The organism is Agrobacterium bohemicum (genome assembly GCF_002896715.1).
GTDB classification, from domain to species: Bacteria; Pseudomonadota; Alphaproteobacteria; order Rhizobiales; family Rhizobiaceae; genus Agrobacterium; species Agrobacterium bohemicum.
In genome coordinates this window covers 35,987-49,880 of record NZ_PGEL01000024.1, presented here as the reverse complement: position 1 = coordinate 49,880, position 13,894 = coordinate 35,987, and the positions used below count along the sequence as shown (strand labels likewise).

Genomic DNA, 13,894 nt, shown 5'->3' with positions numbered 1-13,894 from the left:
GTGCCAATGGAAAAANCAGACATCGCAGCAGTTCATTCCATAAAGACAAGAGTCGCAATAGCGGGTGGTGGGCCCGCGGGCATGATGCTTGGCCTGTTGTTGGCGCGCGCNAATGTGGATGTAGTAGTCATCGAAAANCATCCAGATTTTCTTCGAGACTTTCGTGGTGATACCATTCACCCATCGACGCTTGAGATCATCGAGCAACTGGGATTCATCAAGGAGTTTCTGACGCTGCCCCATACGCAGGCAGAAAAGCTCTTTGCGGAGATAGGCGATCAGAAAATAACCATCGCCGATTTTTCCTGGCTGCCGGTCAACAACCGCTTCATTGCCTTTATGCCGCAATGGGACTTTCTGAATTTCATTGCGGGAAAGGCCGGGCAATACGAGAATTTTCGCCTGTTGATGAATGCACCGGTGACGGAACTGATCCAGCAAGGAGATAAGGTCGGCGGCCTTCGTGTCGAGACACCGCAGGGGCCACTGACCATCGAAGCCGATCTGGTTGTCGGTGCTGACGGGCGAAGTTCGGTTGTGCGGGAAAAAGCTGGTTTGGAAATCCAGCGGTTTGGCGTTCCCACGGAAGTCGTCTGGATGCGGCTCTCCAAACAAGCCGGTGATCCAACACAGACCATGGGCCACGCGGGTCCTCAACAGGGTTTCGTGCTGATTGATCGTGGTGATTACTGGCAATGCGGTTACGTTGTCCGCAAGGGCGCATTCGCAGAGATGAGGACCAAGGGACTGGACACATTCCGTGACAGGGTCGCTGAAGTTTGCCCGTTGCCGCGAGAACGTTTGTCGGAAATCAGAAGTTGGGATGATGCCTATCTGTTGACGGTTCGCATCGACCGGCTGAAACAATGGTGGACGCCGGGCGTCATATGCATCGGAGATGCTGCGCATGCGATGTCGCCGATTGGCGGCGTGGGTGTCAATCTAGCCATTCAGGATGCCGTTGCGGCTGCAAATGTGCTTATCCCGGCTTTGGCATCTGGACGCGCTATCGCCGATCCTGACCTTGTTGCCATTGAAAAGCGTCGGTCTTTCCCGACAAAGGCGACACAGCGTCTGCAATTGATGATGCGCAGCCGCAATAAAAANGATCAGTCCGATGCAAAGCGGGCAAAAGGCCCGCCAGCTTTCGTTCTTGCCATCATGCGGTTTCCCTTGCTGGCGCATCTGGCTGGCAGACTGATCGGTCTTGGCTTTCGGCGAGAAAAGCTTCGCTTTTAGGCTGGACTATCGTTCGTCATAAAGACGGCGCAATATTTTNGCGGTCCCGGCTGCTCCGTCGAGATCGAGATCGACGTTTTCAGGTGCTGGCAGTTCGAGCGCACGCTCTATCGCATCTGCCATGGATNGCGGCGATATCGCGCGCTCCTCCAGCACATGGGCCAACCCCAATCGGGCAAGACGTGAAGCCCGCTCGCCTTGTTCGGTTTCACCGCCAGCGGCGAAGGGAATGAGAAGCGAACGGCAGTTTGTCTGCAGGATGTCGCAGACCGTGTTGTAGCCCGCCTGCGAGATGGACAGTTTGGCAGCAGAAAGGAGACTGGCAAAATCCTTTCGAAAACGAAACACCGAGATGCCCTTGCCGGATTGTGCGGATATCTCATCGAAATCGGCCTGTGGCATGTTGGGTCCGGTGATGAAGCACCAGCTTTTAATGTCCTTGATCAGAGGGGCTGCTTCCAGTGTCGCACGGATGAGGGCGGCACCCACCGCTCCGCCACCGGCAGACACCACGGCGTCGAAGCGTTCGTGCGGCGGCTTTGGTTTTGAAGGGGCGACGAGGCCGGTGTAAACGATACGCTGGCTGATCTGGTCTGCCAGTGGAAATGTCTCTTCCAGCCGCGCGAAGTTTGGATCGCCATGCACGAGGACAGCGTCGAAGTGCTTTTTGACGAGCGTGATCGTTTCCTCATCGCGGCCGGGCTTGGCCCGCTCCTGCAGAATATCGCGCAGCGACGTCATCACCAGCGGACGCTCGAGACTGTGTTCTATGGCGCTTAAAAGCGGCATGAGTTCGAACCGCACCTGCCGACGACCAAACGGAAACGCTTCAATGATAACGATGTCCGGCTTTGCGCCTTGATAGGCGCCCAAAAGCATGCTGGTGCGGTTATCCTTGAAGGCATCGTTGACGGGCTGGCCGGTAGAATCCATCAGGCCAGAAAAGCTTCCGTCGCTGACGGCAATCGGTGGCAACTCGATGTGGCGGATGCCTTCACCGGGAAAGCCTGGGACGGGGGTGCCGCCAGTGACAAGCGTGACGTCGAAGCCGTCTTCCACCAGCGCGCGTGCGATCCGGCTTGCGCGGGCAATGTGGCCGATGCCGAGCAGGTGTTGCACATAGAAGAAAACGCGAGGGGCGGATGTGGCGGCTTTCAAAGGGGCTTCTCCCATTCCTGCTCAAACAGCGCTTTCAACTCCGTGATGCTGCTGCGATGGTCGAAGGATGTGCGCACCCTTTTTNCCGCTGCAAATCCAAGGCGTGCCCGAAGCTGAGGTTCAGTGATAGCGGTTTGCAGGGCTCGTGAGAAGGCGGCGGCGTCATCTGGTGCGGTCAGCAGTCCGTTTTCACCATCTGTAAAAAATTCTGGGATGCCAGAGATATGGGTTGAGACGCAGGCAAGGTTTTGGCTTGCGGCTTCCACCAGCACATTCGGCAGGCCATCGCGGTCGCCATCGCTGGTGATGCGGCAGGCAAGAGCAAACAGATCAGCCTGCCGGTAATGTTCCAGCACCTGTTTCTGGTCCATCGCGCCGGTCCAGACGATGCGGTTCGAAAGACCGAGCTCTTCTGCCAGCGGTTTCAGGTGGGGCAGTTCATCGCCGCCGCCAATATGGGTGAAATGCCAGTGCAGCGACGGTGGCAGGGTAGCGAGCGCATGCAGCAGAATGTCGATGCCTTTTTTCTTTACCGCTCGACCGACGCTCAAGATTCTGACCGGATCGTTCGGATCAGAACCGTCGCCATGTCTACGCTCTTCATCGAAATGGGGAAANCGGGTGAGATCAAGTCCGTGATAGCTCAGATGGACTTTGGATTTATCGGTGGACAGGTTTTGCAGATGTCGGAAGCCGCTGGCGGTGCAGGTTACGGCCCAGCGTGCACTATCCAGCTTGCCTGAAAGATCGCGATCACCAGACGTCCAGATATCTTTGGCGTGAGCCGAGATAGTCCAGGGAATACCGGTGATCAAATGCGTGTAGGCGGCGACCGATGCCGGTGTGTGAATGAAATGGACATGCAGCCAGCCAGCGTCTCCGGGCCATTCATGCGCCAGAACGGCAGCCTGCCCGAAGCGACGAAAGCGGTTGCGGCTGAGATCATGACGCAGGTCCGAGGCAAAACAACGCAAGGCCTTGTCGAAACCTGGCTTGTTGCGACAAGCCCACAGTGCTTTCAGCACCCGCAGCGGTTCCTCATGCAGATATTCCGGCAGGTAGGTCACCCTGGCGCGGATTTCATCATGAACCGGGTGGCGCTTCTTGTCAGTCGGGCGGCGCATGGACACCAGCTCAAGCTCAAGCCCCGCTTTTTCCAGGCCAAGAAGTTCCTGTGCGATAAAAGTTTCTGAAAGGCGCGGATATCCTTTCAGAAGAACCATAATTTTCTTTTTGACGATCACGATATCCGCGTCTCTTTCTGAAGTCAGGCGCTGGGGCTAACGGCCTTGACGGTATCGTCAGGTTGAAGCCATTCGGCAATTCGCTTGGAAAGGTTTTCCAGCCCGTCAAGCTTGAGGTTTCTGCCATTGGCGGATGGCGGCGCGCGGTTCAGCAGGTCTTTGAGTGCCTGCGCCATCTTCTTTGGATCTTCGGCATCCTCGGGCAAGAGCATGTCGAACAGGCCGAGTTCCGATGCGCGGCTGGCACGGATCAATTGTTCTTCCCGCGGNACGATGCGTGGCACGATCAGTGCGGGCTTGTCGAAGGATAGTATCTCGCAGACCGTGTTGTAGCCACCCATGGACACGACAGCCTTGGCGCCGGCGACGATATCTTCCATGCGATTATCGAATTCGATGATCTCGATGTAGGGAATATCGGAGGTATTCTGCATGAAGCGAAGGCGCTGTTCTCCTGGCATATAAGGACCAAGAACGATCAGAGCCTTGTGTGTCAGTTCCGGATCGGCCTTGTAGGCATTGATGACATCGTCGATCAACTCGCTGCCATCGCCACCGCCGCCGGTCGTAACCAGAATATAGTCGCCTTCCGTGCGATGGGACGTGCTTTCAGACTGGGTCTTCGACCGTTGCAGGAAGCCGACGAAATCCATCTTGTCGCGTACCTTGGGTGGCACATCCAGACCGATCAGCGGATCGTGGAAATCAGGCGGGCCATAGACCCAGACGTGGTCGTAATAACGCTCGATCTTCTTGAGAATGTCGTTTCTCTTCCATTCCGCTTCCAGCAATTGCGGTGAATCCATCACGTCGCGCAAGCCGATAACTAGCTTTGTGCCTTTGGCTTTGAGGTAGGTCAGCGTTTCCTCGACCTCGCCGCGCAGGCCCATGGGTTCCTTGTCGACGATGAAGATGTCGGGCTGGAAGCTCTCGGCGGTATGATAGATGATCGACCGGCGCATTTTCAGGGTTTCCTGAAGATCGATATGCTGGTCGAGCGAGGTATATTCGCCGTTTCGCAGCTTGATGACGCTTGGGATTTTCACGAAATCCACGCGCGCGCGGTAGTCGAACGCACCGGCAATCGTCGCACCTGAAATGATCAGGACGTTGAGCCCGCGATAATCTTCAACCAGGGCATGGGCAATGGTACGGCAACGCCGTAGATGGCCAAGCCCGAAAGAATCGTGGCTGTACATGAGGATGCGGGCGTCGTTCAGACGGGTGCTCAAAGGGGGTACCTCTCGTCCAGGCTTGGGCTCGTCGTAGATCGATATGTCACTGGACAGTCCGTTGTTATTTAAAAGGGTCTGCCGCATCACGTAGTCCATCGCCGAAGAAATTAAAGGCCAGGATGACGAGTACCACGGGTACCGTCGGCAAAAGAAGCCATGGATAAAGGGCTATCACGCTCACGCTTCTCGCTTCCGTGAGCAGAATGCCCCAACTTGTGATCGGCGGGCGAAGGCCAAGGCCCAAGAAACTAAGTGCCGTTTCGCCCAATATCATACCTGGTATTGTCAGCGTGGCAGACGCAATCAGATGCGACATGAACCCCGGAATGAGATGGCGCCCAATGATGCGCGGTGTACTGGCGCCCATCAATTGCGCGGCCAGCACATAGTCCTCTTCGCGCAGGGCCAGAAGTTTGGAGCGCACTGCGCGCGCAAGCCCAGTCCAGTCCAGAAGGCCCAAAATGATGGTGATGCCGAGATAGACGAGGATCGGGCTCCATGTCACCGGCATGATGGCTGCAAGTGCCAGCCAGAGCGGAATACTGGGGATCGATTGCAGCACTTCGATGATACGCTGGACGATCAGATCGAACACGCCGCCGCGGTAGCCGGCAAGACCACCGATCACGATGCCGAGAACGAAGCTCATTGCCACACCAAGCAGGCCGATGGTCAGCGAAATGCGCGCGCCGTAAATGATACGTGACAGGACGTCGCGGCCGAGACGGTCTGTTCCCAGTAGATACATCTGCCCGCCTTCAGCTGGGCACACCAGATGGACGTTGCTGTCAAACAGACCCCAGAACCGGTAGCCGTCCCCCCGGCAGAAGAAACGCAGCTTCTGCACATCCGTCGGCACGTCGCTATAAATGCGCTTCAGATTGTCCATATCGAGGCTCATGGCTCGCCCGTAGACGAAAGGACCGACGAATTCGCCATCGTGAAACAGGTGAATGGATTGCGGCGGTGTATAGATGCTTTCGACATTGCGCGTGTGCAGATTATAGGGCGCCAAAAACTCGCATATGACGATCGACAGATAGACGAACAGCAGAAAGGCCCCGGAATAGAGCGCAAGCTTGTGCTGCTTGAACTGCCACCACATCAGCTTGAATTGCGACGCCTTGTTGAATGCGGCCATCCCAGAGGTCGTCGGTTCGATCAGATTGGGGTCGAACGGCGCCGTCGATACATAATGCAGCAATGGTGCGCCAGGTTCGGGAAGAGAGGTGGTCATTTGATGTTACCGCCTCCAAAGCGAATGCGTGGGTCGAGGATGGCAAGTGCAATATCCGATACCAGCACACCGATGACTGTCAGGAAGGCTAGGAACATCAGGAAAGACCCAGCCAAATACATGTCCTGGCTTTGCAAGGCGCGGATCAGCATGGGGCCGGTCGTTTCCAGTGACAGAACCACGGCAGTGATTTCCGCACCGGAAATGATGGCAGGCAGGATGGAGCCAATGTCTGAAATGAAAAAGTTCAATGCCATGCGCAGCGGATATTTCGTCAGCACCTTGAAGGGATGAAGGCCCTTGGCGCGAGCGGTGACGACATATTGTTTTTGAAGCTCGTCCAGCAGGTTGGCGCGCAATCTGCGTATCATACCGGCAGTGCCGCCGGTGCCGATGATGAGGACGGGTATCCAAAGATGTTCCAGGATCGACTTCATCTTGTCCCAGCTCATCGGCTGGTTGAGGTATTCGCGGTCCATGAGGTGACCGATGGACGTTCCGAACCAGATATTGGCGAAATACATCAGGATGAGCGCCAGCATGAAGTTGGGAATGGCGATGCCCAGAAGCCCCACAAACGTCAGTCCATAATCGCCCCAGCTGTACTTATGCGTGGCGGAATAGATGCCGATAGGAAAAGCGATCAGCCAGGTGACGATGATGGTGACAAAAGACACGAGAATTGTCAGCCAGAGGCGGTCGCCGACCACCTCGTTGACGGGAAGCTGATACTCGAAGGAATAACCGAAATCGCCCACCAGCATGCCGGATGCCCAACGAAGATATCGGATGGGCGCAGGCTGGTCGAAGCCATAACGGGCGCGCAATTCTTCGATCTCCGCCATATTGGCGGTTTCGCCCATGGCGCGCATCTCGGAGACATAGCTTTCGAAATAGTCGCCGGGCGGCAATTCGATGATTGTAAAGACCAGCATCGAAATCAGAATGAGTGTCGGGATCATCACGAGCAGACGCCCTAGAATATATCTGAGCATGTCATGCGTCTCCGTCGTACCAGAACGCGTCTGGCATATAGACACCGAGATAGGAAGTCGGCTCAAANCCATAGAGCGCTTTTTCCGGGACGTTGCGCATCTTCGTCACATGCACGATGGGCTGAAGTGCGCTGTTGACGATGCCGATGGAAAAGACTTGCTGCGAATAGAGCGTCAGCATGTCCAGCCAGATATGGCGCCGCTCCTCTTCGGTTATGCTCAGGCGCCACTTCTTCAAAAGGGCAAGAAGCTGGGCAGCCTCTGGCAAGTCAGGTTCCTTACCTTCGCGCCCCCCNGACAGATAGTGAACGCCCCAGACGGGCCATTGAAGCTGATCATCGCCGGTTGGGNCGAGCCCGGCAGGCAGCATATCGGGCGTCGGCACGGCGTTATCCATGCCGAACCATACCGACATCAGCACCTCGCCACCCATGGCCCGCTTGCGAAACACATCGCGCTGGGTGGGCCTGCTGGAAAGGGATATACCGATTTTTCGCCAATGATCGGTGACCAGTTCCAGCACGTCCGTTTCCAGCGTGCTTTCACCCGCGGTTTCGACGATGATGTGGGCGGGGCGGCCATCTGGAAGCAGTCGAACGCCCTTGTCATTTCGGTTTGTCAGTCCCAGTTCATCCAGCAGCGCATTTGCCAAGGCGGGGTTGAAGTCGGCCCAGGCTTTAGCGAATTCGGGACGGAAAAGCGTGCTTTCCGGCAAAACCGTATCGGCGCTTTCCTTTGCCAATCCGTAAAAACAGACCATGTTGATTNCATGCCTGTCGATGGCGAGCGACAAGGCACGGCGCATCCGCACATCGCGGAACAGGTTGCGCCAGACATCATCACCACAATTCAGGTTCGGTAAAAGACAGACACGCGAGCCCTGGCTACGTTTCCAAAGGTTCACCTTGATCGGATAGCGGTCTTCGGCGTCTCGCAGGAACGTGTAGTCGTTGAAATCCAGACCCATGAATTGCAGGTCGCTGTCGCCGGAAGCCGTCTTTGCGGCAATGATTTCCGATGACGTCACATTGAGCAGGAACCGGTCGAGATACGGCAACTGCAGGCCATTTTCATCGACGCGGTGATAGTAGGGATTACGCTCGAAAATGAACTGTTCAGACGGCGGTGACGTGATGTTGCGCCACGCATCCAGCGTCGGGAGATCGGGATTTNCCGGGCGCACCTGCCGTGACATCTTCACATGCAGATTGCTCCAGTCTTCCACCTTGTTCTTCTTCATCAACTTGGCAAGATTTTCTGGCGTCTGATATTTCGCATGGAACTGCTTCATATAGGCAGCGGGCAGACACAAGCGTGCAGGCGAGGCACCGGCGAGCTTGGCCAGAAAGTCCGGGTTCGGCCCTTCCCAGGAATAACGCACGGTCAGACGGTCGATGACCTCCACCTTTGGCGGCTTTTCATAAACCAGCAACTCGATGGGTGGTCCACCCTTGTGGATTTCGCGATTGAGCGCCACTTCTTCCCAGAAATAACGAAAGTCTTCGGTGGTGAAGTCGCTACCGTCAGACCATTTGTGGCCGTCGCGCAGTTTCAGCGTAAAGACGCGCTCCTCATCGACCGTGTAGCTTTCCAGAATATCTGGCTGAAAATTGAAGCTCTCGTCATAGCCGACCAGCCGCGCGTAGCTGTTGATCGGCATCAGTCGAATATCCCGCTGCCCGCCAATCAGCATGCGGACGGAGCCGCCATGCTTGCCAGGCTCTCGACCCAGGTTCTTCATGTTCATAACACGAGGGTTCTTGGGCAGCCGTTGATCGACCGGCGGCAGCTCGCCTTTTTCGCGCTTTTCCTTGAAGAAGTCGGAATCGCTATAGGCTGCGAATGCTTTCCATGGTGCAAAGACCGAGGCGAGGAGGGCGAGTGTGGTTCGGCGGGTAATCACGAGCGTAGCTCCGCAATGTCGACATTCCCATTGGCAAGCACAAGATGGCCGTCGCCGAGATCGGCTGTAATCAACCCACCATCATCGCTGTCGCGAAACTGCTTACCCCAGTCGAATTTACCCGTGGCGCTTATCTTGGCGATGGTGCTGAAATCGAGTGGTCTGTCGAGGTCGGGGAACGGCACGGCGGCCAGCAGCGATTTGGTATATGGATGAACCGGATTTCGCATCAGCGCTTCACGCGGTGCAAGCTCCACGATTTTGCCCTCGCACATCACCGCAACGCGGTCCGCCATATAATCCACCACAGCCAGATTGTGCGAAATAAACAGGTAGGTCAGGCCCAGGTCTTTTTGCAGATCCTTAAGCAGATTGAGAATTTGCGCCTGCACCGAAACGTCGAGCGCCGATACCGGCTCGTCGCAAATCAGCAGTTCCGGCCCCAAAGTCAGCGCTCTGGCGATACCGATGCGCTGACGCTGGCCACCCGAAAAACTGTGCGGGTAACGATTGAGCGCGCTTTCTCCAAGACCGATCGCCTTGAGGAGATTGCGGACTTTTTCCGCGCGGTATCTGGCATCGCCGCGACCGTGAATTTCGAGCGGTTCGCTGAGGATATTGCTGATCGTCATGCGCGGAGACAGCGACGAGATAGGGTCTTGAAACACCATCTGTATCTTTGTGCGCAATTCGCGCAGATCGTCGTCCTTTGCACTCAAAACGTCGATATCGCCGGTGCGGCTGTGGAAGGTAATGGAGCCTTCATCAGGTCTCACGGCGCGCATGAGGATTTTGCTGACAGTGGTCTTGCCGCTGCCGCTTTCGCCAACAAGGCCGAGACATTCGCCGCGACGGATTTCGAAACTGACACCATCGACCGCCTTGGTGGTGGTGGCCTTTCCAGCGGTAAACCAGCTCGATTTTCGGGTCGTGAACGTCTTGCCGATGTTGTCGACTGTGAGAAGGACGCCCTGCGTTTTATCGACACTCGCCGTTTTCTTGCCGATCAGGCTTTCCTTGTCGATGACGACGTCGCGCAGTGCCTTCAGCCGTTCGCCGGGCTTCATGTCGAAATGCGGGACCGCCGCCATCAGACCTTTAAGATAAGGATGCGACGGCGCCCGGAAAATCTCATCGACCGGTCCGGATTCCATGATCTCGCCCTGATAGATCACGGCGACTTCATCGGCGATATTGGCGACGACGCCAAGGTCGTGGGTGATCAGCAGCATCCCCATGTTGAGGCGGCTTTGCAGATCGCGCAGCAGCTTGAGAATTTGTGCTTGGATCGTTACGTCGAGAGCCGTCGTCGGCTCATCGGCGATCAAAAGTGCGGGACGGCAGATAAGCGCCATGGCAATCATCGCGCGCTGCCGCATGCCGCCGGAAAGCTCGAAGGGGTACATATTGCAAATCTTGGGCGGATTTGAAAAGCCGACGAGATCGAGTGTTTCTTCGAGCTTTTCCTGCCGTTCCCTAGGCGTCAGTACGGAGTGAATCCGCAAGGCTTCATCGATCTGGTTTCCGACGGTGTGCAGCGGCGAAAACGAGGTCATCGGCTCCTGGAAGATCAGGCCGACGCGGTTGCCTCTGATTGCCCGCATGGGCTTGCCGTCCTGCTCCAGCCGCAAANGATCAACCGGTTCGGCCAGCGCACGCTGCGGATCGGAAANCAGGACGCGCCCCTTGACGCTTGCCGTGCGCGGCTGAATGCCCATGATGGTCTGGCCAATGACGGATTTNCCAGAGCCGGATTCGCCGACAAGTGCCGTAACTTTGCCCGGCAAANTGCGCAGGCTGGCATTTCTGACGGCATCGATTTTNCCGCCCATCAGAGAAAACGATACTTGCAAATTTTCGATGCGAAGCAGATCGGCGCCTGAAGTCATGCCAAGGGTGTCCTCACCGTTTTTTTNATTTTGCCTGCGGCAGTTACTTCGGGGCCATAAANGATACGTTATCGCAGGCCTTAACATCTGTCTATGCTCCTGAAACAATGAAANTTTCAGGAAGTTCCGAATAAACCGGGCTTGCGGAAAAACATCTATTTCGAAGATATGTCTGAGTGATGAACACGCGAGGGACCGCCATGCCCGACAAGGCTTATTTCGATAAAAAGCTTGCCGCCGCCCGGCACGACATTGCCCAAGGCAAGTTTGTAGACGCTCGCGATGTTTTGGACGCGCTTTCCAAGGAGCCCGACCAACATCTGATGGGTGATGAGACAGCCCTGGGTTTGCCGCGCAGGCTTCATTCCGTCTTTCTTGCCTTGGCAAAGGCGCAAAGGGATGTGGTCAGCCGTGTCGGCTATCAATACCACCTTGTTCCCTCACCGGATGTTTTAGAGACCTATGGTCGTTTTTCTGCGGCGGAGCGACGTGTGATGGCCGCCAAAAACCGGGAGCCTGTGCCAAAGATCATTCACCAGATATGGATCGGTGAGAAGCAAGTGCCGGTATCGACCGGTGCGTGGGCGGCCCATGCTGCAACACACGGGTTTGACTATCGTCTATGGCGTGAGGCCGATCTTGAACAGGAGGGGGTTTTCGCCAATCCTGTATTTGCTGGAATGCTGGCCGAAAAGGATTATCCCGGTGCGGTGGATGTGGCACGATATATCGTTCTGTCGAAGATGGGTGGCATTTACCTCGATTGCGATTTCTATCCCGCCCGTGATGATCTGAGTTTCGGTGATCTGCTGCCCATGATCGGACTGACCGCTTTNGCGGAAAATGTGCCGCGCATGACGGGACAGGGTAGTGTCCTTCTGGCCAATTCGTTTATCGCAACACCAGCGTCTCACCCCCTATTCAGCCGGATGCTGGATGCTTTTCCCGAGATTTTGGATAAGCTGCCCAGAGCGCCGGCATGGTGGGCAACCGGCCCGCTGATTTTCACAATCGTTGCACGCTCCGGCTCTGTCTGTCTGGCCAGTGGGGATTTCGTCGTGGCGACGCTGCCGGATCTGGCGCCCTTTAGCGCAGTCGAAGCTATTCGCGCGGACGTGAAAGGTGATGGATTGCTGGTCGCCTGGAAATCATGGTGACAATGCATGTAGCCATTGGCGCGATGAACGCCAGCGACAGCCGGGATGGCCTGCTGTCAGTTTGAAANGCCTTTGCAAAAACGTCCAGACATTGTCGTCGTGATCGAGGTGGTGCGTCAGGATACCCGTCATGCCGCCGGTCGCATGCGCTTCGTGCATCCGTGCGGCGGTTTCCGTAAACAACAGGTCATGATCCTTGCCGCCTCGGTTGCCGCGCCAATCGATGACATCGACATGTGTGTTGAGAAGGAGGAGGCGATCAGGCTTTTCAGGCCCGTAAACGGACAATGCTTTGTAGCCCGCCTGCGGCAAATGTTTGATGAGGTCAGGGTCGATGCGGTTCCATGGCGGCACGAGCATGGGCGTGACACGGGTCCCGTGGAGCAATCGAAGTTTCACAAGTCCGGCTTGCAGTTCGCCAAGAACGGTTCCGAGCGGTCTGTGTAACCCAAGCTCGCGTTTTTTCTCATCCGGTCCCGCATGGTTTTGATGCGCCCAGCCGTGGACCGCGACATCGATGTTTGTCGTTTGCTCAAGCCGGGCTGCCAGCGCCTCGCCGGTCGGTTCTGGAATGATCGCTAATGTTATGGGGATGGAATATTGCTCGGAAAGGTTCAGCAACCTGTTAAGTGCCAGGCTTGGCACCGTCGCGTCGTCATCCCGCAACCACAAGTCGGCGATGATGCCTTTGCTCGCGAAATCATCGAGTGTGTCCAAAAGCTTTTTTNCGGTCATGGCGTCTGCTCCAGCACGTGCTTCAGGATTTCGTTCAGTGTTGTGGCGGCGTTTTGCAGGGAGCGGTCGATGCTCGCAAAGCGGCGCGCTTTTTGCGCCATAGTCTGGCGCGTCGCGTCATCCGTCATCAGTTTGACCAGTGCTGCGCTATAGGCCTCGATATCGCCTGGCGCGGTCAGAATGCCTGTTTCTTCATCCCTGACGACTTCCGGAACCCCGGCAATACGCTCTGCAACAACTGGCAAGCCGGCTGCCTGCGCCTCCAGATAGGCAAGCCCGTAGGCCTCGCCGTGGCCCGGCCACACATAGAGGGAGGCACGCGACAGGATTTCCGAGATGTCCTTGGCATTTCGCTCGCCGTGCCAGATGAGGCGGTTTTGATCGATCGTGTCAAANTGCTCTCGCACGGTGTCACGTTCAGGTCCGTCTCCGACAATGTCTAGCGTCCATGGCACATCAGGCGGTATCTGTTTCAAGGCTTGCGCCAGCGCCTGATAGCTCGCCAGCTTGTCGCCCGCGCGCATCATTGCCACCGTTGCCATACGGTAACGGGTGGGTGAGGGGCTCACCTTCATGAAANCTGAGGCATCGATGAAGGGAGGCAGCATGGCCGTGCTGATATCGGCTGCTGCTTTTACAATCCCGTCGCGATCACGCTGGGTGAAGCAGATATTGACGGCTGCGAAGCGGAGATCGGCGAGAAGTTCAGCCTGCGTCTTCGCCCATCCCATGCTATTTCGCTTTGGTGAATAGGACGCTTCTGCGGTGACGTATGTGATTCCGAAGTGCTGGCAAAGCTCCGGTCCGAGAAGATCGCGCGCCTTGTAATAGGGGTGGTAACAGAACCAGACATCCGGCTTGCCGTTGCCCAGCCATTCACCTGTAATGCGGTCCCTCTCCGCTTTGGCTGCCATTCTCAGGCTCTCGGCGTCCTCGCCTTCTGGCTGCCGCAGAAAGCTGCGTAGCTCTGACACGACGTGTACCTCATGCCCGCCAAGTCGCATCGCTTCCATCAACAACCGTGCCATCAGCCTGTCGCCGGAGGGGACGGCATGGTTGGGAGATTTCAGTGGGCAGTAGAATGCGATTTTCATGGTTCAGT

Annotated in this window: 11 protein-coding genes; 2 read left to right on the top strand and 9 right to left on the bottom strand. The window is 56.4% G+C overall.

What is annotated here, in order from left to right; translation table 11 throughout:
• The first annotated feature begins 6 nt into the window (after window positions 1–6).
• On the top strand, window positions 7–1,239 hold the full coding sequence (locus tag CUC55_RS10725) for an FAD-dependent oxidoreductase (RefSeq protein WP_103087829.1): 1,233 nt from the start codon (window positions 7–9) through the stop codon (window positions 1,237–1,239).
• A gap of 6 nt (window positions 1,240–1,245) precedes the next feature.
• Here CUC55_RS10725 and CUC55_RS10720 read toward each other — a convergent pair whose 3' ends face one another.
• The 7 genes from CUC55_RS10720 to CUC55_RS10690 form a co-directional block, all read right to left on the bottom strand.
• Window positions 1,246–2,412 carry a glycosyltransferase family protein gene (locus CUC55_RS10720; protein ID WP_103087828.1) on the bottom strand — a complete coding sequence of 389 codons (1,167 nt, stop codon included), beginning with the start codon at window positions 2,410–2,412 and terminating at the stop codon, window positions 1,246–1,248.
• Window positions 2,394–3,620, bottom strand: coding sequence for a glycosyltransferase (locus CUC55_RS10715; RefSeq protein ID WP_425352814.1), 1,227 nt, complete (start codon window positions 3,618–3,620; stop codon window positions 2,394–2,396). The genes CUC55_RS10720 and CUC55_RS10715 overlap by 19 nt, the downstream gene beginning before the upstream one ends.
• 44 nt (window positions 3,621–3,664) lie before the next feature.
• The gene (locus tag CUC55_RS10710) at window positions 3,665–4,873 is read right to left on the bottom strand and encodes a glycosyltransferase family protein (RefSeq protein WP_067645724.1); all 1,209 of its coding nucleotides are present in this window, start codon (window positions 4,871–4,873) and stop codon (window positions 3,665–3,667) included.
• A gap of 64 nt (window positions 4,874–4,937) precedes the next feature.
• Window positions 4,938–6,113 (bottom strand): ABC transporter permease, encoded by a 1,176-nt coding sequence (locus tag CUC55_RS10705; RefSeq protein ID WP_067645722.1) that lies wholly within the window; start codon window positions 6,111–6,113, stop codon window positions 4,938–4,940.
• Window positions 6,110–7,108 carry an ABC transporter permease gene (locus CUC55_RS10700; protein ID WP_067645720.1) on the bottom strand — a complete coding sequence of 333 codons (999 nt, stop codon included), beginning with the start codon at window positions 7,106–7,108 and terminating at the stop codon, window positions 6,110–6,112. The genes CUC55_RS10705 and CUC55_RS10700 overlap by 4 nt, the downstream gene beginning before the upstream one ends.
• Before the next feature lies 1 nt (window position 7,109).
• Window positions 7,110–9,011, bottom strand: a complete 1,902-nt coding sequence (locus CUC55_RS10695; protein WP_103087827.1) for an ABC transporter substrate-binding protein — start codon at window positions 9,009–9,011, stop codon at window positions 7,110–7,112.
• A complete protein-coding gene (locus tag CUC55_RS10690) occupies window positions 9,008–10,900 on the bottom strand; it encodes a dipeptide ABC transporter ATP-binding protein (RefSeq protein WP_103087826.1) in 1,893 nt (630 codons plus the stop codon). The genes CUC55_RS10695 and CUC55_RS10690 overlap by 4 nt, the downstream gene beginning before the upstream one ends.
• 179 nt (window positions 10,901–11,079) lie before the next feature.
• On the opposite strand from CUC55_RS10690, the gene CUC55_RS10685 reads away from it, so the two are divergent.
• Window positions 11,080–12,057 carry a glycosyltransferase family 32 protein gene (locus tag CUC55_RS10685; RefSeq protein WP_425352818.1) on the top strand — a complete coding sequence of 326 codons (978 nt, stop codon included), beginning with the start codon at window positions 11,080–11,082 and terminating at the stop codon, window positions 12,055–12,057.
• Here CUC55_RS10685 and CUC55_RS10680 read toward each other — a convergent pair.
• Together CUC55_RS10680 and CUC55_RS10675 are read right to left on the bottom strand one after the other, a co-directional pair.
• The gene (locus CUC55_RS10680) at window positions 12,049–12,792 is read right to left on the bottom strand and encodes a polysaccharide deacetylase family protein (protein ID WP_103087825.1); all 744 of its coding nucleotides are present in this window, start codon (window positions 12,790–12,792) and stop codon (window positions 12,049–12,051) included. The two genes, CUC55_RS10685 and CUC55_RS10680, sit on opposite strands and share 9 nt — an antisense overlap.
• Window positions 12,789–13,886 carry a glycosyltransferase family 4 protein gene (locus tag CUC55_RS10675; protein ID WP_103087824.1) on the bottom strand — a complete coding sequence of 366 codons (1,098 nt, stop codon included), beginning with the start codon at window positions 13,884–13,886 and terminating at the stop codon, window positions 12,789–12,791. Before CUC55_RS10675 ends, CUC55_RS10680 begins: the two co-directional genes overlap by 4 nt.
• Between the last annotated feature and the right edge of the window lie 8 nt (window positions 13,887–13,894).

Bases quoted from the DNA above. Each gene is read 5' to 3' on its own strand.
- CUC55_RS10700 (WP_067645720.1), bottom strand. From the start codon at position 7,108: ATGCTCAGATATATTCTAGGGCGTCTGCTCGTGATGATCCCGACACTC.
- CUC55_RS10705 (WP_067645722.1), bottom strand. From the start codon at position 6,113: ATGACCACCTCTCTTCCCGAACCTGGCGCACCATTGCTGCATTATGTA.